Origin of the sequence: Nocardioides sp. 616 (assembly GCF_002930065.1) — a bacterium.
Lineage (GTDB): Bacteria > Actinomycetota > Actinomycetes > Propionibacteriales > Nocardioidaceae > Nocardioides > Nocardioides houyundeii.
This window is the reverse complement of sequence record NZ_POAG01000019.1, coordinates 233,536-259,401: the sequence shown is the minus strand read 5'-3', so window position 1 is coordinate 259,401 and position 25,866 is coordinate 233,536. Positions and strand designations below refer to the sequence as shown.

At 70.9% G+C, this 25,866-nt stretch carries 26 protein-coding genes; 14 read left to right on the top strand and 12 right to left on the bottom strand.

Annotated elements, in window-relative coordinates; genetic code table 11:
- Window positions 1-25: 25 nt before the first annotated feature.
- Together C5H89_RS12495 and glpK are read left to right on the top strand one after the other, a co-directional pair.
- The gene (locus tag C5H89_RS12495) at window positions 26-868 is read left to right on the top strand and encodes a DUF1028 domain-containing protein (RefSeq protein ID WP_104107329.1); all 843 of its coding nucleotides are present in this window, start codon (window positions 26-28) and stop codon (window positions 866-868) included.
- Window positions 865-2,331 (top strand): glycerol kinase GlpK, encoded by a 1,467-nt coding sequence (gene glpK, locus C5H89_RS12490; RefSeq protein ID WP_104107328.1) that lies wholly within the window; start codon window positions 865-867, stop codon window positions 2,329-2,331. Before C5H89_RS12495 ends, glpK begins: the two co-directional genes overlap by 4 nt.
- Window positions 2,332-2,338: 7 nt before the next feature.
- On the opposite strand, the gene C5H89_RS12485 is transcribed toward glpK, so the two are convergent.
- The gene (locus tag C5H89_RS12485; RefSeq protein ID WP_104107327.1) at window positions 2,339-3,244 is read right to left on the bottom strand and encodes a hypothetical protein; all 906 of its coding nucleotides are present in this window, start codon (window positions 3,242-3,244) and stop codon (window positions 2,339-2,341) included.
- A 23-nt stretch (window positions 3,245-3,267) separates the two neighbouring features.
- Between C5H89_RS12485 and C5H89_RS12480 the strand changes: the two genes are divergently transcribed.
- The gene (locus tag C5H89_RS12480) at window positions 3,268-4,500 is read left to right on the top strand and encodes an oxygenase MpaB family protein (protein WP_104107326.1); all 1,233 of its coding nucleotides are present in this window, start codon (window positions 3,268-3,270) and stop codon (window positions 4,498-4,500) included.
- Here the strand turns inward: C5H89_RS12480 and C5H89_RS12475 are convergent.
- Genes C5H89_RS12475 through C5H89_RS12455 form a run of 5 tightly spaced genes read right to left on the bottom strand, consistent with a single transcriptional unit; the run spans window position 4,497 to window position 8,114 of the window.
- On the bottom strand, window positions 4,497-4,967 hold the full coding sequence (locus C5H89_RS12475; protein ID WP_104107325.1) for a GNAT family N-acetyltransferase: 471 nt from the start codon (window positions 4,965-4,967) through the stop codon (window positions 4,497-4,499). The genes C5H89_RS12480 and C5H89_RS12475 overlap by 4 nt on opposite strands.
- 17 nt (window positions 4,968-4,984) lie before the next feature.
- Window positions 4,985-5,638, bottom strand: a complete 654-nt coding sequence (locus tag C5H89_RS12470; protein ID WP_345840643.1) for a response regulator transcription factor — start codon at window positions 5,636-5,638, stop codon at window positions 4,985-4,987.
- 9 nt (window positions 5,639-5,647) lie between these two features.
- The gene (locus C5H89_RS12465; protein ID WP_104107323.1) at window positions 5,648-6,184 is read right to left on the bottom strand and encodes a flavin reductase family protein; all 537 of its coding nucleotides are present in this window, start codon (window positions 6,182-6,184) and stop codon (window positions 5,648-5,650) included.
- Window positions 6,181-7,356, bottom strand: coding sequence for a DUF5931 domain-containing protein (locus C5H89_RS12460; protein WP_240181837.1), 1,176 nt, complete (start codon window positions 7,354-7,356; stop codon window positions 6,181-6,183). Before C5H89_RS12460 ends, C5H89_RS12465 begins: the two co-directional genes overlap by 4 nt.
- A gap of 11 nt (window positions 7,357-7,367) precedes the next feature.
- Window positions 7,368-8,114 carry a lysophospholipid acyltransferase family protein gene (locus C5H89_RS12455; protein ID WP_104107322.1) on the bottom strand — a complete coding sequence of 249 codons (747 nt, stop codon included), beginning with the start codon at window positions 8,112-8,114 and terminating at the stop codon, window positions 7,368-7,370.
- A 56-nt stretch (window positions 8,115-8,170) separates the two neighbouring features.
- On the opposite strand from C5H89_RS12455, the gene C5H89_RS12450 reads away from it, so the two are divergent.
- Complete coding sequence (locus tag C5H89_RS12450) at window positions 8,171-8,938, top strand: alpha/beta fold hydrolase (RefSeq protein WP_104107524.1); 768 nt, start codon at window positions 8,171-8,173, stop codon at window positions 8,936-8,938.
- Between the two features lie 49 nt (window positions 8,939-8,987).
- Window positions 8,988-9,443, top strand: a complete 456-nt coding sequence (locus C5H89_RS12445) for a hypothetical protein (RefSeq protein WP_104107321.1) — start codon at window positions 8,988-8,990, stop codon at window positions 9,441-9,443.
- Here C5H89_RS12445 and C5H89_RS12440 read toward each other — a convergent pair.
- From C5H89_RS12440 to C5H89_RS12415, 6 genes are all read right to left on the bottom strand, one after another.
- Complete coding sequence (locus C5H89_RS12440) at window positions 9,380-10,747, bottom strand: glycosyltransferase 87 family protein (protein WP_104107320.1); 1,368 nt, start codon at window positions 10,745-10,747, stop codon at window positions 9,380-9,382. The genes C5H89_RS12445 and C5H89_RS12440 overlap by 64 nt on opposite strands.
- A 126-nt stretch (window positions 10,748-10,873) precedes the next feature.
- Window positions 10,874-11,845, bottom strand: coding sequence for an ROK family protein (locus C5H89_RS12435; RefSeq protein ID WP_104107319.1), 972 nt, complete (start codon window positions 11,843-11,845; stop codon window positions 10,874-10,876).
- Window positions 11,842-12,783, bottom strand: coding sequence for an ROK family glucokinase (locus C5H89_RS12430; RefSeq protein WP_104107318.1), 942 nt, complete (start codon window positions 12,781-12,783; stop codon window positions 11,842-11,844). The genes C5H89_RS12435 and C5H89_RS12430 overlap by 4 nt, the downstream gene beginning before the upstream one ends.
- On the bottom strand, window positions 12,780-13,241 hold the full coding sequence (locus C5H89_RS12425) for a hypothetical protein (RefSeq protein WP_104107317.1): 462 nt from the start codon (window positions 13,239-13,241) through the stop codon (window positions 12,780-12,782). Before C5H89_RS12425 ends, C5H89_RS12430 begins: the two co-directional genes overlap by 4 nt.
- Window positions 13,238-14,404, bottom strand: a complete 1,167-nt coding sequence (locus tag C5H89_RS12420) for an ArsA family ATPase (RefSeq protein WP_104107316.1) — start codon at window positions 14,402-14,404, stop codon at window positions 13,238-13,240. The genes C5H89_RS12425 and C5H89_RS12420 overlap by 4 nt, the downstream gene beginning before the upstream one ends.
- A 2-nt stretch (window positions 14,405-14,406) precedes the next feature.
- Window positions 14,407-14,844, bottom strand: a complete 438-nt coding sequence (locus tag C5H89_RS12415; protein WP_104107315.1) for an SRPBCC family protein — start codon at window positions 14,842-14,844, stop codon at window positions 14,407-14,409.
- Between the two features lie 134 nt (window positions 14,845-14,978).
- Between C5H89_RS12415 and C5H89_RS12410 the strand changes: the two genes are divergently transcribed.
- From C5H89_RS12410 to C5H89_RS19510, 9 genes are all read left to right on the top strand, one after another.
- The gene (locus tag C5H89_RS12410) at window positions 14,979-16,766 is read left to right on the top strand and encodes an AMP-dependent synthetase/ligase (RefSeq protein ID WP_104107314.1); all 1,788 of its coding nucleotides are present in this window, start codon (window positions 14,979-14,981) and stop codon (window positions 16,764-16,766) included.
- Between the two features lie 156 nt (window positions 16,767-16,922).
- Complete coding sequence (cpaB, locus tag C5H89_RS12405; protein WP_101524131.1) at window positions 16,923-17,651, top strand: Flp pilus assembly protein CpaB; 729 nt, start codon at window positions 16,923-16,925, stop codon at window positions 17,649-17,651.
- A 6-nt stretch (window positions 17,652-17,657) separates the two neighbouring features.
- Window positions 17,658-18,914, top strand: a complete 1,257-nt coding sequence (locus C5H89_RS12400; protein ID WP_104107313.1) for an AAA family ATPase — start codon at window positions 17,658-17,660, stop codon at window positions 18,912-18,914.
- 4 nt (window positions 18,915-18,918) lie between these two features.
- Window positions 18,919-20,442: a CpaF family protein gene (locus C5H89_RS12395; protein ID WP_104107312.1), complete on the top strand. Its 1,524-nt coding sequence runs from the start codon at window positions 18,919-18,921 to the stop codon at window positions 20,440-20,442.
- The gene (locus tag C5H89_RS12390) at window positions 20,442-22,343 is read left to right on the top strand and encodes a type II secretion system F family protein (protein ID WP_104107311.1); all 1,902 of its coding nucleotides are present in this window, start codon (window positions 20,442-20,444) and stop codon (window positions 22,341-22,343) included. Before C5H89_RS12395 ends, C5H89_RS12390 begins: the two co-directional genes overlap by 1 nt.
- Window positions 22,343-23,269, top strand: coding sequence for a type II secretion system F family protein (locus C5H89_RS12385; RefSeq protein ID WP_104107310.1), 927 nt, complete (start codon window positions 22,343-22,345; stop codon window positions 23,267-23,269). The genes C5H89_RS12390 and C5H89_RS12385 overlap by 1 nt, the downstream gene beginning before the upstream one ends.
- Window positions 23,269-24,870 carry a histidine kinase gene (locus C5H89_RS12380; protein WP_104107309.1) on the top strand — a complete coding sequence of 534 codons (1,602 nt, stop codon included), beginning with the start codon at window positions 23,269-23,271 and terminating at the stop codon, window positions 24,868-24,870. Before C5H89_RS12385 ends, C5H89_RS12380 begins: the two co-directional genes overlap by 1 nt.
- Window positions 24,867-25,541 (top strand): response regulator transcription factor, encoded by a 675-nt coding sequence (locus tag C5H89_RS12375; protein ID WP_104107308.1) that lies wholly within the window; start codon window positions 24,867-24,869, stop codon window positions 25,539-25,541. Before C5H89_RS12380 ends, C5H89_RS12375 begins: the two co-directional genes overlap by 4 nt.
- A gap of 160 nt (window positions 25,542-25,701) precedes the next feature.
- A partial coding sequence (locus C5H89_RS19510; RefSeq protein ID WP_104107307.1) for a Flp family type IVb pilin occupies window positions 25,702-25,866 on the top strand: 165 nt, incomplete at its 3' end.

Genomic DNA, 25,866 nt, shown 5'->3' with positions numbered 1-25,866 from the left:
TCCCCGTCGGCACTAGGGTCGGCCCATGACCTTCTCCATCGTCGCAAGATCCGACGACGGCCAGTCCTGGGGCGTGGCCGTGGCGTCGAAGTTCCTGGCCGTCGGGTCGGTCGTGCCGGCCGCCGTGGCCGGCCTGGGGGCCCTGGCCACCCAGGCCGACGCCAACGTGGCCTACAAGGGCCAGGCACTGGCCCACCTGGACGAGGGAGCCACCGCCCAGGTGGCCCTCGACCGGCTGCTGGCCGAGGACGACGGGCGCGAGGACCGGCAGGTCGGCATCGTCGGTCTGGACGGCGACGCCGCGACGTACACCGGGCGGCACTGCCACGAGTGGGCCGGAGGCCGCACCGGCCCCGGGTTCGCGGTCCAGGGCAACATCCTCGCCGGCCCCGAGGTGATCGAGGCGATGGTCCGAGCCTGGCAGGAGGACACCTCCGCCCCGTTCGCCCGGCGACTGCTCGCGGCGCTGGCCGCCGGGGACGATGCCGGCGGCGACCGCAGGGGACGGCAGTCCGCGGCGCTGCTGGTGGTCCGGGACGGAGCCGGGTACGCCGGCCGGGACGACCTGGCCGTCGACCTCCGCGTCGACGACCACACCGACCCAGTGGCCGAGCTGGCGCGGCTGCTGGACCTCCACCAGCTCCACCTCACCGCCTCCACCGCCGCGGAGCGGGTCAGCGTCGACCCGGGGCTGCTCGGCGAGCTGGAGGAGCGTGCCCAGTCGCTGGGGCACGACCGGTTCGCCGCCTGGGTGGCGTCGGAGAACTACGAGATGCGGGTCGCCCCGGGGTTGGCGCCGGAGTGGATCGACGTCCAGGTTCTGAAGATCCTGCGCGACGCCACGACGACCCGGGAGGCACAGGCATGAGCGTCATCGCCATCGACGCCGGGACCACCGGCGTGACCGCCGTGGCGGTCAGCCCCCAGGGGACCATCACCGCCCGTGGCTACCAGGAGTTCAACCAGCACTTCCCCCGCCCCGGGTGGGTCGAGCACGCGCCGGAGGAGATCTGGCAGGCCACCCTGGCCGCGACCCGAGAGGTCCTCGCCCAGGTCGAGACCGGCGACATCACGGCGATCGGGATCACCAACCAGCGCGAGACGATCCTGTTGTGGGACCGCGAGACGCTGGGCTCCCCGCGGCGCGCGATCGTCTGGCAGGACCGGCGTACCGCGGAGGTGTGCACCCGGATGCGGGAGGCCGGTCACGAGAAGCGAGTGGCACAGCTGACCGGCCTGCGGTTGGACCCGTACTTCTCCGGCACCAAGCTGGCCTGGCTGGCCGAGCACGAGCCGCACACCTGGGCACTGGTGGAGTCCGGGCGCTACGCCGTGGGCACCGTCGACTCCTACCTCATCGCCCGGATGACTCGCGGCACCTGGCACGTCACCGACGTCTCCAACGCGTCCCGCACCCTGCTGTTCGACCTCGAGGCCGGCGACTGGTCCGCGGAGCTGTGCGACCTGTTCGGGGTGCCTCGGGACTCCCTGCCCGACGTCGTGCCCAGCTGGGGAGAGGTCGCGGTCACCGACGCGGCCTCCTTCTGCGGTCTCTCGGTGCCCGTGGCCGGCATCGCCGGCGATCAGCAGTCGGCCCTGTTCGGTCAGACCTGCTTCGAGGAGGGGGACTCCAAGTGCACCTACGGCACCGGGTCGTTCATCCTCACCAACACCGGCACCACCGTCGCCCGCTCCGACGCGGGGCTGCTCTCCACCGCTGCCTGGCGGAGCCCGGACGGAGTGACCACCTACGCACTCGAGGGGTCCATCTTCGTCACCGGCGCCGCGGTCCAGTGGCTGCGGGACGGGCTGCAGATCATCGGGTCCGCGGCGGAGACCGCCGGCATCGCGGCCACGGTGCCCGACGCCGGGGGTGTCGTCTTCGTGCCGGCGCTCACCGGTCTGGGCGCGCCGCACTGGGACCCCCACGCACGCGGACTGATCATCGGGCTGACCCGAGGGACCACCCGCGCCCACCTGGTGCGCGCCACCTTGGAGGCCATCGCCTTCGAGGTGCGCGACGTCTTGGAGACGATGCCGGACCTGGCGTCGCTGCGCGTGGACGGCGGCGCCGCCGCCAACGACCTGCTCTGCCAGATCCAGGCCGACCAGGTGGGGGTCCCGGTGGAACGCCCGCGAATCGTGGAGACCACCGCACTGGGCGCCGCGTTCCTGGCCGGACTGGGGACGGGGGTCTGGGACTCGGTGGACGACCTGCGCGAGACCTGGCAGCTCGGGCGGAGCTTCGAGCCCCGGTCCGATCGCCAGGCCTCCGACCGTGCGTACCGACGCTGGCAGGACGCGGTCGAGCGGTCCAAGGGCTGGGCCTAGCGCTGGGCTAGGGCTGCTGCTGCTCCAGGGTCGCCAGCGACTCCACGGCCGCCTGGTGCGAGCGCCCCCGCTCAGCCACGGTCCCCTCCGCCTCGGCTCGGACGTCCTCGGCGTCGGCGAGCTCGTCGTCGACCTGCTCGGCCGCCGCCTCCAGCTCGGCCAGCCGCCGTCGCAGCTCGTCGATCTCCGACTGCAGCTGCATGCTCCGGGCCTCCAGCTCGGCCACCTCACGCGCCGCCGCCTCGTGCTCCTCCCTCGCGCTGGCCAGGTTGGCGCTCTCCTGGCTCACGCGGTCCCGTGCGGCACTGAGCCTCTTGGCGTCCGCATCCGGGTCCGGCACCACCCGGAGCTGGGGCCGGGGCGCGACGGGGGCCTCGCGGGTGCTGGCGGCGAAGCCGAGGGCTGCCGGCGCGGCCACCGCGGCGGCGACGTCGACGGGATCCACCCCCGTCGCGCTCAGCGCCGCGACCAGCAGCCCGCTGCGCACCGCCTCGGCGGCGTCCGCGTCCAGCACGGCCGCGGTCAAGGTGGCCTCCACGTGGTCGGCCACCGAGTCGGTGACGCGCTGGCCGGCCTCCGCAGCGAGGCTGCGAGCACGCCCGGTGACCGCGGCGGTCACCTGCCGCCGCTGCCGGGTCAGCGCCCGCAGCTCCTCCCCGACCAGGTTGGCCTGTGCCTCGCGCAGGGCTGCTCCCACGGCGAGGAGCTGCTCCACCTGCTCGGCCTCCCGGCGCACCAGCAGGTTGACGACCCAGGCGGCCAGCGAGGGCTTGCGGAGGCTCTTGATCCGGACGGAGAGCTTCGGGTCCGAGCCCTTCAGGTCCTTGGCTCGCCGGTCCCTGGCGGAGGTGAACTCCGCCAGCGGCAGTGAATAGAGCTCATCAGCCGCCTGCAGAAGATGGTCCGTGGGCACACCGCGAGCATAGGCTGGGCGATGTGACCTCCGACACCGAGTCCGCACGCCCCGAGATCCCGCACAGCGTGAGCAGGGTGGCGGAGGCCCGGCAGCGATTCCCCGCGCTGGCGCCCAGGTACTTCGAGGCGATGTGGGAGGGCGATCCGCTGGCCGACGCGTTCGTGGCCGACGTGGCCAGCCTCGGCCACGGTCGTGCGATGAGAATGCTCCGTACCGCCTGCCGGGAGGGGATCGACTCCGTGCCCCAGGCGCCCGAGTCGCTGCGCGCCCTTTTCGTGGAGCTCGACGACGTGCCCGACTGGGTGGACCTCGCGGCCATGGACCACGCGTACCTCCACGTCGGCCGGTACACCCGCCAGGCCGGCATCGTCCTGGGGGCCGCCTCGCTGGTCAGCGGCTATGCCAACGCCACGGCGTCCCGGCCCCTGGAGATGACCGGGCGGTACGTCGAGAGCGCCGGCATGCGCACCATCGAGGTGGCGTCCTGGCTGGTCGAGGCCAGCGCCCAGGGTGGTCTGCAACGTCACGCCGCGGGGTTCGAGCTCACGGTGCGGGTGCGGATCATCCACGCCCTCGTGCGCGCTGCCCTGGTCAAGGACCCGCGCTGGCAGGACCACGACTGGGGGGTGCCCATCTGCCAGGCGTTCCTGGCCTACACGCTGGTGGAGTTCTGCCTGATCCCCCTGCGCGGCATGGCCGCCATCGGAGCGGCGCTCCTGCCTCACGAGGTGGCCGGCTACTACGCGCGCTGGCGCTACGTCGGGCACCTGCTGGGGATCCACCCCGACCTGCTGCCCGGGGACCAGACCGAGCAGGAGCAGCTGGAGGAGATCTACCTGTTCACCCGTCCCGAGGTCGACGGCTACTGCCGCGACCTGGTCGCCTCCATCAACGCCGAGTTCCTAGTGCCGGAGATCGAGCAGCTGCTCCCCCACACTCGGCTGCACCGCGTGGCGCCTTCGGTGGTGCACGGGCTGGAACGGGTCTTTCTCGGCGACCGGATCGCCGACGAGCTGGGCATCCCCGACACCCGGGTCAAGACCGTGATCCGTGCGGTCGGGCCGGTGCTGGGGGCGGTCAACCGGGCGGTCGACCGCGTCCCGGGCAGCCTGGCTGCGCGCGCCACGCTGGGTGAGCGCTATCGGGTCAAGCAGGACGCCAGGCTGCGGGCGCGCTACGACGTGCACCACGACCTGGTCGACGCCGCACCCTCCGGCGAACCGCACCCGGCACGCGAGCAGGCGACCGCCTAGCCCCTGGTGCTCGGCGCGGACGAGGACGAAGTCGAGAGCGAGTACTCCATCTCGATCGGGTGCGGCGGCCAGACCGCCTCGCGGGCGGTCCCGGTGGGGCGCCACCCCAGGTGCTCGTAGAGCCCTCGGGCCCGGTGGTTGTCCGCCAGGCACCACAGGTGCGGCGTGCCTCCGGCTGCTCGGATGTGCGCCACCGCGCGCTCCACCCCGGCGCGCCCGAGTCCCGTCCCCCAGCACGCGGGGTCCACGAACAGGTGGCGCAGGTTGTCGTCGTCATACGCCGCACAGGCGCGCAGGCGCTCGGACCCGACAGCCTCCACCCGCACCTCGGGGTCTTCCAGCACGAGCACCCATCGAGCCAGCACGTCATCGAAGGGGAACGGATGCCGCTGGGGGTCGAAGACGTGCACGAGCGCCTCGAGGTTGGCAGCGCGTTCCAGCTCGGTCAGCCCGATCGCATCCGCCATGTCTGCGGGTCGCCAGGTCACTCCTCGTCCAGGCCCTGCTCGATCGCGTACCTGGTGAGCTCGACCCGGTTGTGCATCTGCAGCTTGCGCAAGGTGTTCTGCACATGGTTCTGCACGGTGCGGTGGGAGATGAACAGCCGCTCGGCGATCTGCTTGTACGACATCCCCTTCGCCACCATCCGCAGCACCTCGGTCTCCCTGTCGGTCAGCTCGGGCGTCCCGTCCAGGGTCCTGGGGTCGGAGATGCGCCGGAACTCGCCCAGCACCAGCCCGGCTAGTCCCGGGGTGAAGACGGTGTCCCCGGCCGCCACCCGTCGTACCGCGGAGATCAGCTCCTCGCGCGAGGCCGACTTCACCAGGTACCCGGTGGCGCCCGCCTTCACGGCTTCCAGCACGTCGTTCTGCTCCCCCGAGGCGGACAGGATCAGGACCCGGGCGCCCGGGTCCTGCTCCAGCACCGTGCGGGTCACCTCGACGCCGTTCGGCTCGGGGATCTGCAGGTCCAGCACGACCACCTGGGGTCGGGCCGCGGCGAACCGGGCCACGGCCTGCGCGCCGGTGGCCGCGACGGCGACCACGTCGAAGCCCGCCGCCTGCAGGTCTCGCTCCACGGCGTCGCGCCACATCGGGTGGTCGTCGACGACCATCAGCCTGGTGGGTTGCTCGCTCACGCGGCGACCCTAGTCCGCCGCGGGCCCGCCCGGCCCGCCCACGCGCCGATACCGACCGCGGCGGTGCAGCAGCGGGTCGTCCTCGTCGCCGATCTCCGCAGCCGTGATGGTGGCCGTGACGAGCAGGGACCAGCCCACCTCGGCGAGGCTCTCGACCTCGACCCGCGCCCAGGTGGTGGCCGACTCCAGTCGGGGTCCGTGGGTGCCCGCCACGAACACCCCGGTCCGGAAGAGCCCACCGGGCGCTGGTGCCACGCCGGCGAAGGCGTCGGCGAGGTCGCGGTGCTCCCACCGCAGCAGGTGTACGACGGCCGCCCGGGTGCGCTGCAGCACCTCGACGAGGTCGGAGTCCGGGTCGAGCAGGCCCAGCACCCGACCCGGCTCGCCACCCGCGACCATCACCGAGGAGACCGTCAGCCCTGCTCGGCCCTGCTCGTCGCCGGCGGTCCAGAGCGTCACCACGCCGCCGAGCCGGCCGCGCAGCCGGCGGGCGGGGTCTCGATCCGGTTCCTCGGACGCGAAGGGATGTGTGGTGTGGATGGTCATCGGGGCTCCTCCAGCCGAGCGGTCAGCTCCCATTCGGTGCCCTGGGCGCCCGTGTGAACCGAAGCGGTCCCTGCGAGCTCCTCCAGACGCCCCCTGATCGAGGACGCCACGCCCAGCCGTCCTTCGCGCGCGGCCGCCTCGAGCCGGTCGGGCGGGATGCCCGGCCCTTCGTCCCGCACGCTGACGGTGACCTCGTCACCGGCGTGCTCGAGCAGCACCCAGGCCGGGGCGTCGAGCCCCACGTGCAGGCTGACGTTGTCCAGGCAGGCACGCACCGCACCGACCAGCGCCTCCACCCGCGGTGCCGGCATGGGCACCGGCGTCCCGGGGGTCACCACAGTCACCCGCGACGAGGCCAGCGCCTCCACGGCTGCGGAGAGGTCCCTGCGGGCCTGGAGGGTCTCGGCCTGCGACGCGGGGACAGCCTCCGTCAGCGTGTCCTGGGCCCGGATCAGCGAGCGCAGCCGGGACTCCTGCTCGGCCGCCAGCCGGCTCAGCTCACCGAACTCGCCACCGATCTCGGCCCCGCGGCGCTGCACCAGGCTGAGCACCTGCAGCACGCCGTCGTGCACCGCCCGAGCGAGCCTGGCCCGCTCCTCGGCCGCGGCCGTGGCCCGATCGGCGCGGGCGGCCTGGACCGCCATCTCGCGCACCGAACCCGCCATGTAGCCGACCACCGTTCCCCCCAGGAGCAGCAGGAAGACGTGCCCGTAGTTGGTCTGCGTCACCTCCTGGCGGATCGCCACGTCGACCACCGAGAGGATCACGGCCGCGACCAGGCCCCCGCGCCAGTGCCAGTGCACGGCCCAGGCGAGCAGGGCCCCCATCACCCAGAACCCGGGCAGGGTGGCCCGGAAGCCGTCACCCTTGAGCCAGGGGGTGATGCCCAGGGCCAGCGCGGCCACCGCGAGGTCGCTGCCCAGCAGCCACAGGGTCCGGCGCGCCGCGTCCCGGTAGGCGACGAGCGCGACACCGGTCCAGAGCACCAGCAGAGCGACGGCCACGAGCGCGGCGGTGGGCCGGACGAAGTTGTCCCAACGCCACACGGTGAGCCCCACCATGTTGATGGTGACCAGGACGCGGAGCACCGCGAGGGCGTCGAAGAGCCGGTCCTCGACGCCGGCACCGGCGGCGGCGTCGGGATCCCGCAGCCCAGGACGGGGCCTGGGCACGGCCTGGCTGGTCAGGACGCCCGCTTGGCCTCGGCCTGGGCCGCGGCCTCGCGCTCGAGACGCCGGGTCTCGTCCTCAGCCTTCTTGGCCTCGTCCTTGGCCCGGGCGGCGTACATGTCGACGTACTCCTGGCCGGAGAGGCGCATGATCTCGTACATGATCTCGTCGGTGATGGAGCGCAGGATGTAGCGGTCGTTCTCCATGCCCTCGTAGCGGGAGAAGTCCAGAGGCTCGCCGAAACGGACCATGGGCCGGGTGATGGAGCCGAACTTCTTGCCCGGAGGAGCGACCACGTCCGTGCCCACGACGGCCACCGGGATGACCGGCGCGCGGCTCTCCAGCGCCAGCCGTGCGACGCCGGTCTTACCGCGGTAGAGCTTGCCGTCGTGGGAGCGGGTGCCCTCGGGGTAGATCCCGAACAGGTCGCCCTGGGCCAGGATCTGCTTGGCGGACGCCAGCGCGCCCTCGGCCGCGTTGCCACTGCTGCGATCGATCGGCACCTGGCCGGAGCCGGCGAAGAACTTCTTCTGGAACCAGCCCTTGACCCCAGGGGTGGTGAAGTACTCCGCCTTGGCCACGAAGGTCACCCGGCGCGGCAGCGTGAGCGGCATGAACAGCCAGTCGGCGTAGGAGAGGTGGTTGCTGGCCAGGATGGCGGGTCCCTCGGCAGGGACGTTGGCCGCTCCCTCGACCTGGGGACGGAAGATGAGTCGGAGAAATGGCCCGAGGGCGATCCTCTTCAGGAACCAGTACAGCACGACGCGAGCCTAGACCCCCCGGGCCTATTTGCCGATGCTGGTGCAGAATGCCCGGCATGGCCATCCATCCGCTCGCCTCGCCGCTGTCGCGCACTGCCCGTCCCGAGCAGACCGGCGGCCGCCGGATCGGCGTGCTGCTGAGTCACGGCTTCACCGGCTCGCCCGCCTCCATCACGCCCTGGGGCGAGGCACTGGCCGCGCACGGGTACGGCGTTGAGGTGCCTCGGCTGCCCGGGCACGGCACTTCGTGGCAGGAGCTCAACCGCACCACCTGGGACGACTGGTACGCCGAGCTCGACCGGGCCTTCGACCGGCTGGCGCGGGAGAACGACGAGGTCGTCGTCGGCGGCCTGTCCATGGGTGGCGCCCTGGCCCTCCAGCTCGCGGCCGACCGGGGGGAGGCGCTGCGGGGCCTGGTGCTGGTCAACCCGGCGGTGGCCACCACCCGCAAGGACGTGCTGGCGCTGCCGGTGCTCAAGTGGGTCGTCCCCTCCCTCCCCGGCATCGCGAACGACATCAAGAAGCCCGGCGGCGAGGAGCACGGCTACCTCCGCACCCCCCTCAAGGCGACTCACTCGATGATGCGCCACTGGCGACTGCTCCGGGAGGACCTGGTGCGCATCACGGTCCCGGTGCTCTTCTTCAAGTCCGCCGTCGACCACGTGGTCGACCCGTCCTCGCTGGAGATCATCAAGTCCCGGATCTCTTCCCGGGACTTCACCGAACGCTCGCTCGAGGAGAGCTTCCACGTGGCCACGCTGGACAACGACGCCCCCACCATCTTCGAGGAGTCCGCCGCCTTCGTGGCTCGGGTGACGGCCTGAGGCGCCCGTCGTGGAGGCGTCAGTTCCGTCCCCCGGCTAGTGTCGAGGAGTGACTTCGCGGGACGACGAGGCCTGGAGGGCGATCGTCGAAAACTACGGCGAGCGGCCCAGCCTCGACGACCTCGGGACCGAGACCGCCAGCGGACGACGTGCGCGCCCCACCGGTGAGGGCGACCCTGCCGCCGCGGACCCCGGTCCTTTCACCGGCCCCACGGGGTCCGACGAGGCCGCCGACGACCCGCCGGAGTCCGGCGGAGAGACCGACGACGACTTCGTGCCCCAGCCGGCGCCCCCGCTGCCGGAGGTGCCGCCCCTGCGCCGGGCGTCGTGGTCCGCGGTCCTGGGGATCCCGATCCTGATGCTCGTGCTGGCCCTGACCGGCTGGCGTCCACCCACGCTGGTCTCGCTGGTCGCGGTGGTCTGCTTCGTCGCCGGCTTCGGCTATCTCGTCGCGACGATGTCGCGGGACCCCCGCGACCCCTGGGACAACGGCGCGCAGGTCTGACGTCTCGGTTCGTCCTGGGGCCACGTGGTCACCGCGAGGATCAGGGCAGCGCCGATGAAGTAGAAGTAGTTGGGAAAGGCCTGCTTGGAGAAGAGCACGGTCACCAGCAGGCTCAGCCCCACGCCCAGCGCCAGGGCGGTCGGTCCCGGCCTGGTGCGCCAGGCCACCAGGGCCGAGACGACCAGCCCCAGGACTAGCGACGGGCCGGAGACGAACCAGCCCGGCAGCTCGCCGAACACGTCGGCCAGGCCCGGCAGGAGCGACATGGAGTCGTTCCGGAACGGCTGGACGAACTGCCACTGCACGACCGAACGCCAGAACCCGACCGGGTCGAGGGCGAAGAAGGGCAGCACCACCAGTAGGGCGGTCGCCAGGGTCGCGATCAGGGCCTTGCGGCCATGGCCGCGCCACGCGCTGGCCAGGCTCGGCAGCGCCACCACCAGGTACTGCTTGGAGGCCAGCAGCAGTCCCAGCGTGATCCCGGCCCACCCGGGCCGCCGGCGCGCCAGGGACCAGACGGTGAGTGCGAGGAGCAGGCCGAGCAGCGGCTCGATCCAGTAGGCGTTGACCACGACGCGCGAGACCGGAGCGCTGACCAGCAGCACCGCCATCGCGCGGCCCGTGCGGTCGGTGGCCAGGTGCCGGACCAGGACCGCGGTGGCCAGCAGGGCCGCGAGGTGGACGTACCTGACGTCACCGAGCAGCCGGCCCGGCACGTCCAGGAACAGCGGGGCGGGCAGGTACGGGAAGCCGTACTGGATGCGGCCGTCCTGCACCACTCCCGGCCCGTAGAGGCGGGCGGTGCGCTCTGGGTCGAAGATGTTGGGCATGGTGATCGAGTACGGGTTGACCCCGTGCAGCAGGGCGTCGACCCCCTCGTCGAGGAACACCTGGACGTCGATGACCTGGAGGTGGAACTCGAAGTCGAGCAGGATCAGGCCCGAGTGCACCGCGAGCAGGACGACGAACCCGATCCGAGACGCCTTCGCAACCCCCAACACCGCGACGGCTCCGCTGCCCAGGTACAGCGCGACGATCACCACCGTCCCGGCAGTGTGCTGGGCGTAGTCGAGCCCGTACCTGACCGCGGTGTCCGTCAGGCAGATACCGGTCAGCAGCAGCGCCGGCCACCACGGGTCCAACCGGTCCATCGGAGTCGGCCGGGCCAGCATGAAGAGCGCCGCGAAGACCCCGAGCACCAGGATCGTGGGCACGACAAGCGTGGGGATCTGCTGGGTCTGGTAATACAGACCGATCGCGGCGGCGGTCAGAACCGCGACGCGCGCTCCGCGGTGCTCAACCACGACTCACCTCCTGTTCGCAGTGTTCGTCGGCACGTGTGCCGCCTCTCCCGCCTGGTGTGCTTGCGCAAGCCTGTGCCCAGGAAGTCTGTCAGCCGTTGCCCAGCGGGCGCGGATGATCACTCACACTCACCCACCAGCGTCCGTGCCTTCCACCTGACGCCTGGCCTGGACCGCCGCGCCCACCAGACCTGCCGCTGGACCGAGGGCGGCGACGACGATCGGCGGCAGGTCCCGGTGCCCGGCTCCCACCAACGACGACGCCAGGGCATCTCGGGCAGGACCCAGGAAGTGCTCCCCCGCCACCGCGAGTCCACCACCCACGACCACCCGGGCCGGATCGAACGCGGCCGTGAGGTTCGCCAGTCCCGCACCGAGCCACTCACCCACGGTCGTGAAGGCTGCGATCGCGGAACGGTCGCCGGCGCCGGCGGCCACCCCGACCATCGGACCCGTCAGGCGGTCCGGGTCCCCGCCGCAGAGCTCGGTGAGCAGCGTGGGGCCCTCGGTGAGCGAGGCACGGGCGGCCCGCAGCAGGGCGTTCCCGGAGCAGTACTGCTCCCAGCAGCCACGCCCTCCGCACTCGCACGTCAGGCCTCCCGGCACCACCCGCATGTGCCCGAACTCGCCGGCCATGCCACCGGCCCCACGCACCAGGGTGTCCCGCACGAGCAGTGCGCCGCCGATGCCGGTGCCGAGCGTGACCATCAGGACCGACGAGGCGCCGCGGGCCGCCCCATGCTCCCGCTCCGCCACGGCAGCACAGTTGGCGTCGTTGTCCAGGAACACCGGAGCCGACCAGCGCTCGGACAGCCGGGTCCGGACCGGCTCGTCGCGCCAGGGCAGGTGGGGCGCGAACATCACCCGGTCGCCGGAGGAGTCGACGAAGCCGGCCGCCGCCAGGCCCACAGCCGCCAGGGGCGCACCGTCCGCCGCCTCCAGGACGGCCCCGGTGAGTGCCTCCTCGAGATGGTGCACCTCGGCCAGCCGGCCCGGCGTCGCGCGGCCCGCCGTGCGCAGCACGGCGCCGTCCTCGGAGACCACGCCAGCCAGGATCTTGGTTCCCCCCACGTCGACGCCGACCCACACGGGGGTCCTCACATCGCCTCCCGAGCAAGGTCTGCAGCGCCCACGACCCCGGCCCAGGTGCCCAGGTGCGCCAGGCGCACCTCGCTGAGGGGCCGGGTGTCCCGGCCGGGGTGGTGAGCCGCGAACGCCGCCCGCAGCGGGGCGAGCAGCAGCTCTCCGGCTGCACTCACCCCGCCGCCGACCAGCACCACCTCGGGATCCAGGATCGCAGCGAGGGACGCCAACCCCTCCCCCAGCCGCTGGCCCAGCGACGCCAGCCGCGCGATCGAGAAGGGATCGCCCTGTGCTGCCAGCCGGGACACCAGCTCTCCGGTGATGAGGTCCGGCGACCCGGCCAGAGCCAGCAGCGGTCCTGAGGACGGATCCGTCTGCGCGGCCTCGCGAGCTCCACGCACCAGCGCCGTGCCGGACCCGTAGGCCTCCAGACAGCCACGGGCACCGCACCCACAGGCCCGGCCGTCCGGCACCAGCCTGAGGTGACCGATCTCCGCCGCGACCCCGTGAGCTCCCCGTTGCAGACGCCCCGAGCCGATGATGCCGCCCCCGACTCCCGTGCCGACGGTCACCAGCAGCACGTCCTGGACCCCGGCTCCGGCGCCGAACCGGAACTCACCCCACACCGCGCAGTTGCCGTCGTTCTCGACCACCACCGGCAGGTCGAGCCGGTCCTCCAGCACCCGACGCAACGGCAGGTCGCGCCAGGGCAGGTTGGGCGCGGACAGCACCCTGGACCGCGTCACGTCGACGAAGGCCGCCACGCCGAGCCCGACCGCCTGTGGCTCGTGCTGGCCCGAGGCGTCCCGCACCACCGCGACCAGGTCGTCCAGCAGTGCGTGGACGTCATGAGCCGGAGTGGGCACCTGCCGACGCTCGAGCACCGTGCCGCAGGGGTCCACCACCGCCGCGGCGATCTTCGAGGCGCCCACGTCGACCCCTACCGTCAGGGTCACTCCCGGACCCAGCCCTCGTCGTCGTCAAGGGCGATGCGCTCGACGCCTTCCGACTCCGTCCGGGCCTGGGCAGGCGCGAGGGCCGCAGACACGGCGCGCCCCAGCGACACCACCGCCGCGCCCAGGTGCACCCGGACCTCGGGTGGCAGTCCACGCACGGAGTGCACGACGCGGCACACCGGGCACGCCGTGCACTCGGAGTGACCGCGCGGCATCCCTGGCTGCTCGCCCGGATCCGCGTCGGGGCCCGTGTCGGGGTCCACGTCGGGGCCGGGGCCGGGGCCGGCTTCGGGGCTCTGGAACGAGCTCGCCATCTGGCCCATCAGGTCCTCGACGTGCTGACCGAGCCCCGGCCCCCGCTCCCCGGCCCAGCCCGACAGCGCGCCGAGCAGCTTGGCGGCCTCCTCGCCCACCGACCCGACCTGGGGCCCCACCACGTCGTCCTCGTGCGCGGTCATGACGCCTCCTCCACGAATCGCACCTGCAGCTGCTCGTTCTCCACCCGTGCCCCGGCCACTCGCAGCCGGGCCAGCGCCGCGGGCAGGGTGATGACGCGACGATAGGACCCGACGGTCACGACCAGGTCGTCATCATGGCGCACCAGCTCCACCTCGGCCCGAGTGGTGAGCGGCAGCAGCAACGACAGGACGCGTCCCCGACCGGACTCGGTCACCGTGAAGGGCTGCCGGGCGGGCAGGGCCAAGGGGTCGCTGCCGGCGTACACCTGGGCGGCCAGCGCGGCCAGCGCCTCGACCCCGATGGGCTCCTCGGTCCGGTAGACCGACCGCCACAGGGGGAGGCCGGAGAACGACTCGGAGACCTCCGCCAGCACTGCCTCCTGTGCCTGAACCCATCCGGAGCGCCACGGGTCCGAGCCGTCGCTGGGGAAGACCCTGTTCGCCACCACCCCGTCCACGGTGTAGCCGTAGAGCGACAGGGTGGTCCAGGAACGCCGCGCCTCGGCGAGTACCACCCGCTCTGGGGTGAGGACCAGGCGCACGCTCGCGCCCGGCCCGGACAACAGCGCCCGCACCTCGTCGAGCTCGGAGTGCAACCGCTCGAGCGCGTCGAAGACCGAGTCCTGGGGCATCGGCACCCCCGCAGCGCGCGAGAGCACCGGCCGCAGGCTCTTGACCACCCGTCGTTCCACCGGCAGGACGCGCCGCATGTACCAGCCCAGCGCCTCCGGGAGGGCGAGCAGCCGCAGCGTCTCCGCGGTGGGTGCACAGTCGACCACGATCAGGTCCCAGCCCCCCGAGCGCGCCTGGCGGCGCAGCTCGAGCAGCGCCAGGACCTCCTCGGCCCCCGGCAGGACCGTCAGCTCCTCGGCCGCCACCGGGTCCACGCCCACGGCATCGAGCAGGGTCAGCAGATAGCGCTGCAGCTCGCCCCAGGACTCCTGGAAGCGCTGTTGCGCGTCGACCTGCTGCACGAAGAGTCCGGGCGCCACCTCGCGCGGGGAGGTGCCCACCTCGACGCCGTAGGCATCCCCCAGGGAGTGCGCTGCATCGGTGGACAGCACGAGCGTGCGTCGGCCGCCCCGGGCGGCCAGCGCGGCCGTGCCCGCGGCCATCGTCGACTTCCCCACCCCGCCCTTGCCGGTGAAGAGCAGTACCCGCAAGGTCAGAGCGACTCGACGCGCTTCTTGAGGCCCTTCAGCGCCGTGTCGATGAGGATCTTCTCGCCCTTGCGCTTCAGCATGCCGATCAGCGGGATCGACACGTCGAGCGCCAGCCGGTAGGTGACCTCGGTGGAGCCGTCGCCGAGGTCCTCGAGGATGTAGGCGCCGTCCAGGGCCTTGAGCATCTTGCCCTCGACCAGGGTCCAGGTGACCGCGCGGTCACCGTCCCAGTCGTAGGTCAGCGTGTACTCGTCCTTGATCGGCGAGACGTCGAGGGCGAAGAAGACCGACTTCGCTCGCTTGCCGGACCCGGAGTCCACGACCTCCACGGTCTGCACGCCCTTGGCCCAGGCGGGGTACGCCTCGAAGTCCGCGATCACGTCCATCACGGCTGTCGGCGGCGCATCGATGATGATCGAGGACGTGGTCTGTTCGGCCATCCCTGCCTCCACTCGGTCGCCGACGAGCCGGTGGGCCGTCGTAGTCAGGTCAGGTCAGGGACCCTACCGGATCTCGTCCAACCCCAACGCAGCGGTAACGTGCGCCTGACACCTGCAATGAGGAGGCCCCCCACGTGCGCGAGTTCGCCACGCCCCTGACGACCGAGATGCCCAGCACCGGCAATCTCACCGACGACGTCGTCAACAACGCCCGTGAGGCAGCTGACGCCGTGGTCTTCAGCCGCAACACCGGAGACGCGTGGCTCGACGTCACGGCTGCGGAGTTCCTCGCCCAGGTCCAAGACGTCGCCAAAGGACTGATCGCCGCAGGCATCGAGGTCGGGGACCGGGTGGCCCTGATCTCCAAGACCCGTTACGAGTGGACCCTCCTGGACTATGCGATCTGGTTCGCCGGTGCCGTCACGGTGCCGATCTACGAGACCTCCTCCTCGTTCCAGATCCGGCACATCCTCGCCGACTCCGGCGCCCGGGCCGTCGTGGCCGAGACTCCCGAGCACGTGGCGCGCATCGTCTCGGTCCGTGCCGAGCTCGAGGAGCTGCACCACGTCTGGTCACTGGCCGACAACGCGCTGGACGTGCTCACCCAGCTCGGCCAGGACATCTCCGACGAGGCTCTGGAGAAGCGGCGCACCACCGCCACCCCCCTGGACCTGGCGACCCTGATCTACACCTCGGGGACCACCGGTGAACCCAAGGGGTGCATGCTCACCCACGGCAACTTCATGTTCGAGCTGGGGGTCGCGGTCGACGAGCTCGACGAGCTGTTCAGCGACGGCGCCTCGACGCTGCTGTTCCTCCCCCTCGCCCACGTCTTCGCCCGCATCATCCAGATCGGGGTCGTCAAGAGGCGGGTGCGACTGGGACACAGCGCCGACATCAAGAACCTGGTCGCCGACCTGGGCGAGTTCCAGCCCACGTTCATCCTGGCTGTTCCGCGGGTGTTCGAGAAGGTGTTCAACTCCGCCTCCCAGAACGCCGCGGCCGACGGCAAGGGCAGGATCTTCGACCGCGCCGCCGAGGTGGCCATCGCCTGGTCCAGAGCGATGGACAAGGGGCGGCCCTCGATCGCGCTGCGGGTCCAGCACGCGCTCTTCACCCGACTGGTGTTCAAGAAGCTGGAGGCCGCGCTCGGTGGCCGCTGCTTCCATGCCGTGTCCGGCGGCGCCCCCCTGGGCGAGCGACTCGGCCACTTCTACCGGGGCATCGGCCTGACTATCCTCGAGGGCTACGGCCTGACCGAGACCACCGCGGCATTGACGGTGAACCTCCCCGGCGCCCACAAGGTCGGATCGGTCGGTCGCCCGCTGGGCGGCACCACGGTCCGGGTCGCCGACGACGGGGAGCTGCTCTTCAAGGGCGGGCAGGTCTTCGCCGGGTACTGGAACGACGAGGCTGCCACGGCCATTGCGGTGGACCGGGACGGCTGGTTCCACACCGGCGACGTCGGTGAGATCGATGACGAGGGATTCGTGCGGATCACGGGTCGCAAGAAGGAGATCCTGGTGACGGCCGGCGGCAAGAACGTCGCCCCCGCCGCCCTCGAGGACCGACTGCGCGCCCACCCCCTGATCGACCAGTGCATCGTGGTCGGGGACGGCCAGCCGTTCATCGGCGCCCTGATCACCCTCGACCCCGAGACCGTCCCCGCCTGGGCCACAGCGCAGGGACGGACGGGTGGGCTCACCGCCCTCATCGACGATCCCGCGCTGCGGGCCCAGATCGACGCCGCCGTAGAGGATGCCAACAAGTCCGTCTCGCGGGCGGAGTCCATCCGCAAGTACACGATCCTCTCCGCGGAGTGGACCGAGGAGGGCGGCCAGCTGACGCCCAGCCTCAAGCTCAAGCGCAGCGTCGTCATGCGGGAGTTCCGCGAGGACGTGGAGGCGCTCTACCTTCCTTGACGAAAACGCGAACAAGACCCGGTACAGACCACTAGCGTTCGATCCGCAGTTCCTCCACATGCGCAACAGATGTTGGGCAATGTGTGAGGGAAGGAACAGCGCAGTGTCCGGCCGGAGTTGAGCCGGGGCCTGCCGGAAACCGGAGGGCTCAACCCCATGGATCGTCGCAAGCTCCTGCTCGTGGTGGCTGTCATCGTCGCGGCTCTCGGCACCGCACTCGTCTTCGTCTACGTCCAGGGCGCGGACAAGCGCGCCGCCGAGCAGTACGACACCGTCGAGGTGCTCACGGCCGTGAGCCCGATCACCGCCGGAGAGACCGTCGAGGATGCCGCTGCGGCGGGCAAGCTGCAGCGTCAGAGCCTGCCCCGCACCGCGGTGCTCCCCACCGCGCTGAGTGACATCAACGCCCTCTCGGGGCTGGCCGCCAACAGCAACATCTATGTTGGCGAGCAGCTCGTCCAGGAGAAGTTCGGTGGGCTCGGCGAGTCCTCGGTGCTCCCCATCCCCGACGGTCAGACGGCCGTCTCGGTCCAGCTCACCGACACCGCGCGAGTGGCCGGCTTCGTGGCCGCCGGCTCCGACGTGGCGGTCTGGCTCACCGGGGCCAACGAGCAGGGCCAGTCCATCACCCGCCTGCTGCTGCCCAAGGTCAAGGTCCTGGCCGCAGGGTCGACGACGCTGGTCTCCACCACGTCCACCGACGAGTCGGGCGCCGAGACCACCGAGCAGCTGCCCAAGACCCTGCTGACCCTGGCCGTCGACCAGCCCCAGGCCGAGCGCCTGATGTTCGCCGCCGCGAACGGTGAGCTGTCCTTCGGCCTGCTGACCGAGAACAGCAAGATCCAGCCCGGTCCCGGCGTCTCCCTCCAGACCCTCTTCCAGTAGGCCGACATGCCAATCCTCCTCGACGCGGACCCGGCGAAGGCCGCACCGCTCGTCGCCGTCCTCCCCGCCGGCACCCAGGTGGTCGACAGCGCCGATCGCCTCTTCACCTGGCTCACCCACCGCAGCGACGAGTACGCCGTCGTGCTGGGGCCGAGCCTCTCGGTCCCCGAGGCGATGACCATCGCCGACCGGATGCGGACGGTGCTGCCGACCGCCAGCGTCATCCTGGTGCGCGACTCGGTCGACACCGATGTGCTCACCAGAGCCATGCACGCCGGAGTCCGCGAGGTGGTGAGCGCCGGCGACCTGCCCCAGGTCACCGCCTCGCTGCAGCGGGCCCACGCTCTGTGGGCGGCCCTGCGCGGCACGGCGTCCGCGCCGGCCAAGCTGGGGCGGGTCATCACGATCTTCTCCCCCAAGGGCGGGGTCGGCAAGACGACGATGTCGGTCAACCTCGGCATCGCGCTGATGCGCGGCGGCGAGAACCGGGTGTGCGTGGTGGACCTGGACCTGGCTTTCGGCGACATCGCCATCACCCTGCAGCTCTTCCCGACGCACTCGATCGAGCACGCCATCGGGGGCGAGAGCTCGATGGACTACGCCTTCGTCGAGGAGCTCATGACCCCGCACGAGAGCGGGCTCATGGTGCTGGCGGCCCCGAGCCAGCCCGACGCCCGGGAACGGGTCAGCGGCGCCCTGGTGACTCGTCTGCTGCACACGCTGCAGTCGCACTTCGACTACGTCGTCCTCGACACCGCTCCCGCCTTCGACGAGCAGACCCTGACGGCGCTGGACGAGACCGACGACTGCATCATCGTGGCCACCCTCGACGTCCCCACCCTCAAGAACGTCAAGGTGGCGCTGGAGACGCTCGACGTGCTCGGGGTGGCTGAGGGCCATCGGCACCTGCTGCTCAACCGGGCGGACGAGCAGGTCGGCATCGGCGCGGACAAGGTGGAGGGGATCCTGGGCATGGGGGTCACCGTGCAGGTGGCGACCTCGCTGGACATCGCGAAGGCGACGAACGCCGGCCGTCCCCTGATGCTCTCCTCCCCGTCCCACCCTTCCTCCAAGGCGCTGAAGAGTCTGGCGGACAAGCTCATGGGCTACGAGACGGCACCTCCTGCTGCGGTGCCCCCGCAGAAGGGGCGCACCCCCAGGCTGCCGCGCCCCGAGCCGATACCTGCCCCCCAGCCCGCGACCCCGGCCACCACCGACAAGCGCGACGAGGGCCCCAAGCGCTTCCGCATCAGCAGGAGATGACGACATGAGCAATCTCTCCGAACGCCTGGCCGCACGACGCAGGGCCGAGGCTGCCCAAGCCGACTTCGCCCCCGGCGAGGTTGTCGACAACCTCCAGCTCCCCGTGGAGACGTTCGCGCCCGAGGCGCCGTTGGAGCAGGTGGCCGCGCCCCCGCGACCAACGGGGAGCGCCTCGGACTCCCCGCTCAACGACCGCCGCGCCACCCCGACGCCGGTGACACACGTCAGCGGCCGCAAGGTCGCTCCCGTGGGCAACGAGCGCATGGACGACCTCAAGGCGTCCGTGCACGCCGAGCTGCTGCGCCAGCTCGGGCCCCAGCTCTACGACGCGAACATGGAGCAGACCGACCTGGATCAGAAGGTCAGGGCGGCGCTGGCCGACGTGCTGCAGAAGCAGGATCGTCCGATCAGCCACGCCGACCGGACCCAGATCACCAGTGAGATCAGCGACGACATCCTGGGATACGGGCCCATCGAGCCCTACCTGCGCGACCCGGACGTCTCGGAGATCATGGTGAACGGCGCGCACAACATCTGGCTGGAGTACAAGGGGAAGCTGGTTCCCGCGGACGCGGTCTTCCAGGACGAGTCCCACCTCCGCCGCACCATCGACAAGATCGTCTCCCGGATCGGGCGCCGCGTCGACGAGTCCAGCCCCATGGTGGACGCCCGTCTGCCCGACGGGAGCCGCGTCAACGCGGTGGTACCGCCGCTGTCCATCGATGGGTCTGCGCTGACCATCCGCAAGTTCGCCACCGACCCGCTCACCGCCGACGACCTGGTGCGCTTCGGCTCCATCAGCGCGCGCACCAAGGACTTCCTGGACGCCTGTGTCCGGGGACGCCTCAACATCATCGTCTCCGGGAGCACCGGCGCCGGCAAGACCACCACCCTGAACGTGCTGTCGTCGTTCATCCCCGAGGACGAGCGCATCGTCACCATCGAGGACGCCGCCGAGCTCCAACTCAAGCAGGAGCACGTGGTGCGCCTGGAGTCCCGCCCCTCCAACATCGAGGGCAAGGGCGCGGTGACCATCCGCGACCTGGTCAAGAACAGCCTGCGCATGCGACCAGACCGCATCATCGTCGGTGAGGTCCGAGACGCCTCGGCCCTCGACATGCTGCAGGCCATGAACACCGGCCACGACGGATCCATCTGCACCCTGCACTCCAACGGTCCCCGGGACACGCTGTCTCGTATGGAGACCATGGTGCTGATGGCCGGCATGGACCTGCCGGTGCGGGCCATCCGGGAGCAGGTCGCCTCCGCGGTGGACCTGATCGTCCACCAGTCCCGGTTCCGGGACGGTTCGCGACACATCACCCACGTGACCGAGGTGGAGCGGATGGAGGGCGACGTGATCACGCTCCAGGACGTCTTCCTCTACGACCACTCCGCCGGCTTCGACGCGGACGGCAAGGCGCTGGGCGGCCTGCGGTCCACCGGGCTGCGTCCCAAGTTCCTGGAGAAGATGGCCTACAACAACGTCCAGGTGGACCCGATCCTCTTCGCGACTGAGAGGTTCTGATGCGTCTCCCCCGTTTCCTGGCGGCCGCGGGTCTGATGGCCCTGATCGGTCTGCCAGTCACCGCCCAAGCCGCGGACGACACCACGATCGCCCACGTGGAGCCCAGTGCTGACGGTGTGCGGATCCTGGTGAGCGTCCCGCCCGGTGCCGACGTCGACCTCTCCAGCGTCGCCGTCGAGATCGACGGCTTCCCGACCACGTCGACGGCGGAGCCGGCCGGGGGCCAGAAGATCGAGCGCACCACCATCCTGGCCATCGACACCAGCAAGTCGATGGCTGGCGCCCGATTCGAGGCGGCCAAGTCCGCGGCTAGCGCCTACCTGGCGACGGTCCCCGCGGACGTGAAGGTCGGCATCGTGACCTTCGACGGCCAGGTCGAGGAGGCGCTGCTGCCGACCACGGACCGGGCCGCTGCCACCGCGGTGCTGCCCGGGCTGGAGCTCAGCGGCGGGACCCGCCTCTACAACGGCGTGCTTGCCGCCACCGAGATGGCCGGCGACGAGGGTCAGCGGAGCATCCTGGTCCTCTCGGACGGAGCCGACACCAGCAAGACCAAGCTGACCACCGTCATCCGGGCCATCGAGAGCTCGGGAGCGCTCGTCGATGTGGTGTCGCTGGACCAGGACGGCGCGATGCAGGAGCTGAACAGCCTCAGCGAGGCCGGCAACGGCACAGTGATCAGCGCCGAGCCTGAGGCTCTCACCGCCGCGTTCTCGGCGGAGGCGCAGGTCCTCGCCCGGCAGATCCTCGTCAGCGCCACCCTCCCGACGCAGGTCGAGTCTCGCGAGTCCAACGTCGTGGTCATCATGCGCTCGGGCGCCCAGACGCTCACGGCCGAGGCATTCGTGCCGATCCGCGACCAGGGCTACCGGGCGCCGTCCTCGGTCCGGCTGCCCTCGCAGGACCAGGGCCTGATGCTTCCGGAGTGGGGCAAGTGGGCAGCCCTCGCCCTCGTCGGCGTCGGTCTCCTGGGCTTCCTAGCCGCCCTGCTCTCCGGCTTCACCAAGCGGGAGCTCACGGCGGAGGAGCGGGTGAACCTGTACACCGCCGGAGCCGGAGCGACCGGGACCGGGCCGGCGCCCGGCCGCGCCTCCGGCCAGACCCTGGCGCAGGCCAAGGGCGCTGCCGAGTCCGTCCTGAAGCGCAACAAGTCGCTCGAGGACCGGATCGCCAAGCGGCTCGAGGCCGCTGGCAGCGACATGCGGGCATCGGAATGGCTGCTCACCCACCTGGGCGTCGTCCTGGTCGCCGGTCTCGCCGGCCTGCTCATCGGCAAGGGGAACCTCGTCGTCGGCCTGATCTTCATCCTGCTCGGTGTGGTGCTGCCGTGGCTGTGGCTCGGGCGGAAGAGGAAGAAGCGCCTCAAGCAGTTCGAGACCCTGCTCCCCGACACCCTCCAGCTGATGTCCGGGTCCTTGTCCGCAGGGCTCTCACTGGCACAGTCCATCGACACCATCGTCCGTGAGGGCAGCGAGCCGATCGCGGGCGAGTTCAAGCGAGTCCTGGTGGAGACCAGGCTGGGCGTGACCATCGAGGACGCCATGGAAGGCATCACCGAGAGGTTCGACAGCAAGGACTTCGCCTGGATCGTGATGGCCATCCGTATCCAACGCCAAGTCGGCGGAAACCTCGGCGAGCTGCTGGACACCGTGGCGGTCACGATTCGGGAGCGCGAGTACATGCGTCGGCAGGTCCGGGCGCTGGCCGCCGAGGGCAAGCTCTCCGGATACGTGCTGGGTGGCCTGCCCCCCGGCTTCATGCTCTTCCTCGTGCTGACCAAGCCCGACTACGTCGGCGTGCTCTTCGAAACGCCGCTGGGGTGGGCCATGCTCGGCGGCGGGCTCGTGCTGCTGAGTGTCGGGGCGTTCTGGATGAGCCGACTCGTGAAGGTGGAAGTCTGATGACAATCTTTCTGCTCCTCGGCGTACTCATGGTCGGGGCAGCTATCGTGCTTGCCGCCATGGCCACCCGGGACGCCTCCAAGGAGCAGAGCGGGCTGAGCCGCTCCATCGCCGCCCTGGAGGCCATGGGCGAGATGCCGAAGGAGCTGACGGCCGAGTTCGACCGTCCGTTCTCGGAGCGGGTCCTGGCCCCTCTGCAGGCGCGCGCCCTGGCGATCGGCCGCCGGTTCACCGGCTCCGACAGCACCGAGCGCATCTACCGCAAGCTCGAGCTGGCGGGCAACCCGCCTGGCTGGACCGTGGACCGGGTCGTGGCCATGAAGGTGATCGGAGCCGTCGCCGGTCTGGTGCTGTTCTTCCTGTTCTCCTTCATGCTCGGCTTCGCCCTGCCCACCCGAATCGGGTTCGTCGCCGTGGGCACCGTGATCGGGTACTTCGGCGCCAATATGTTCCTCTACCAGAAGGCTTATGACCGGCAGAACTTGCTGCAGCGGGAGCTTCCCGACGCCATCGACCTCCTCACCATCAGCGTCGAGTCCGGCCTGGCCTTCGACGCCGCAGTCCAGCAGGTGGCACGCAACACCACCGGGCCGCTCTCCGAGGAGTTCTCACGGGTGCTGCGCGAGATGCAGATCGGCACCGGCCGTGCCGACGCCCTGCGCGGCCTGGCGGAACGGACCAACCTGGACGACCTGCGCAGCTTCGTCAGCGCGCTCGTCCAAGCCGATGCCTTCGGTATCCCGATCGCCCAGGTGCTCCGGGTGCAGTCCGCGGAGATGCGCACCAAACGTCGACAGCGCGCGGAGGAGAAGGCCCAGCAGGTCCCGGTCAAGATGACCGTGCCGCTCATCTTCTGCATCCTGCCCACCCTGTTCATCGCCGTCATGGGGCCGGCCGCGATCACCATCATGGACAGCCTCGGCTGATGTCACTGCGTGCGGAGCGCCAGCACGCGGGCCTCATCAACGGCAGCCGCGCCTTCGTGCTGCTCGCGGTCGGGGTCTCGATCCTGTGGAGCCGCGAGGTGGACGCCCTGGGCGGGCTCTTCTCGTTGGCCACCACCTGGGTGGCTGCCTCGTGGTTGATGCGCACGGCGACGCCCGTCATGCTGGCGTGCCTGGCAGAGGCCTGTCTCATGGGCATGATCGCCGGGTTGTTCTACGACGTGGCGCCCGCGCTGCTCGCCGGCCTCGCAGTCCCCCCGTTCGTCCACGGCCTGGTCCGCAGCGTCCGGGGCGTCACGGAGTCATTGGCGGCGCAGACCATCGCGATGGCGGCGGTGATGGCCCTGCGCAGCGATGCGCCCAGCGTGTCCCAGGTCGCCGACATCTTCACCTGGGTGGTGACCGGACTGGGTCTCGGACTGGTGGCGAGCTTCTTCGTCAGCACGCTCCCTCAGGACGACAGCTCGGCGGCCTACCGAGAGGCGCGGCTGCTGATCACCGAGCTGAACGACCTCTCGGCCAAGCTGCAGGGCGGCCTGGACCCGATGAGCATGGGCGGGACCATCCTGGAGGAGGTCAGCGAGGAGCTGCCGCTGGAGGTGGTCGTGCTCCACGTGCAGCGCGACAGCGTGCTGCTACCGCTAGTCACCCGCTCCTCCGCGGACGGGGTGGACAGCGACGACAACGACGAGATGGCCAACGCTGTCTGGCACGACGGCAAGCCCCGGGTGCTCGGCAACGACGTGGCCTTCCAGGTCACCAGCTCCGGGACCCCCATCGCGGTGGTCACCGGCCGGCTCGCGCCGCACGTCGACCCAGACCCCACGCAGGTGATCGCCCAGCTCGACGCACTCGCCACCCGCCTGGCCCCCAAGGCGCTCCGCCTGGACACGGCTCAGCTCTTCACCGCCTTCCGGGACGCGGCGATGTCGGACGAGCGTCGGCGTCTGGCGCGAGAGATGCACGACGGAGTCGCCCAGGACATCGCGTCGATGGGGTACGTGGTCGATGCCCTGATCGGCGCGGCTGCCTCCCCGGCGCAGGAGGCCGCGCTGCAACAGCTCCGGGCGATGATCACCTCCGTCGTCGGCGAGGTACGACGCTCGGTGATGACGCTGCGCACCCAGGCCGGCTCCAGCGAGAGCCTGGGCGCCGCCATCGCCACGCTGGCGCGCCACCTCAGCGACGTCTCCGGCATCCCGATCAAGGTCACTGTCGACGAGCGGACCAGCAGGCTGCGTCACGAGGTGGAGGCTGAACTGCTGCGGATCGCCCAGGAGGCGATGAACAACGCGGTCAAGCACTCGGCCGCCCAGCTCATCGACGTGCACTGCCGGGTCCAGGCGCCAGCGGCGGAGATCGTGGTGAGCGACGACGGCCAGGGGCTCCAAACCGGCCGGCACGACTCCCACGGCCTCTCCATCATGAAGGAGCGCGCCGCCCTGATCGGCGGGATCCTGGAAGTGAGCTCCAGCCCTGTGCGCGGCACCCGCGTGTCGGTGCGGCTGGGGCAGCTGGCCGAAGCGGGACTGAGCATGCCCTTGACCCACCCGAGAACGGAAAAGGATGCGATCGACGCATGAACCACACTGAGACCGAGCTGCCCACCGGACCTACCACCGTGCTCCTCGTGGACGACCACGAGCTGATCCGACACGGTCTCGCGACCGCCTTCTCCCTCGACCCGGGCACCACGGTGCTGGCCCAGGCCGGCTCGGTCGGCGAGGCGATGCGCGCCTTCTCCGAGACGCGGCCGCAGACCGTGGTGACCGACCTCCAACTGCCGGACGGCACCGGTCTGGACATCGTCCGGGCCGTGCGCAAGGCAGCCCCCCACACAGGCCTGGTGGTGCTGACCATGCACTCCGGCGACGAGCAGATCTTCGCTGCCATGGAAGCCGGTGCCTCCGCCTTCGTCGGCAAGGACGCACCCTCCACAGAGGTGGTCAAGGCCGCCAAGCACGCTGCGATCTCCCCACGCACGTTCCTCTGCGCCGGGCTATCCGCCGCCATGATCCGGCGGATGAGCGGTGAGACCTCGCGGCTCTCCGACCGTGAGCAGGAGGTCCTGATGCTCCTGGCGGACGGCCTGGGTGCGGGACAGATCGCGGGCAAGCTGTACATGAGCGAGTCCACTGCAAAGTCCCACATCGCCCGGATCTACCAGAAGCTCGGTGCCACGAACCGGGCTCAGGCCCTCGTGACGGCCATGCGCAGCGGGCTGCTGTCCAGCATGAACCCCATGGGGCACTGAGTCTCCCCCGAGACGCGTCGGCACTAGTCCCAATTGACTAGGTGAGCGTGACTGTTCTTCCGATCACCTCCGGCCCCGCATTGCCGGAGGATTACCTCAACGGATCAGGCGAGTGCCTGCCGGACCAGAATCCCAAGCATTCACCGGAAGGACCACCCCAATGCTCCAGTACCTCACCATCCTCCTCGACGCGAAGAAGTCCAAGATGGACGAGCGCGGCGCCTCCGCCGTCGAGTACGGCCTCCTCGTCGCCGGCATCGCCGCCCTCATCGTCGTCGTCGTGTTCGCCTTCGGCGGCCTCGTCTCCGGCATCTTCAACGACACC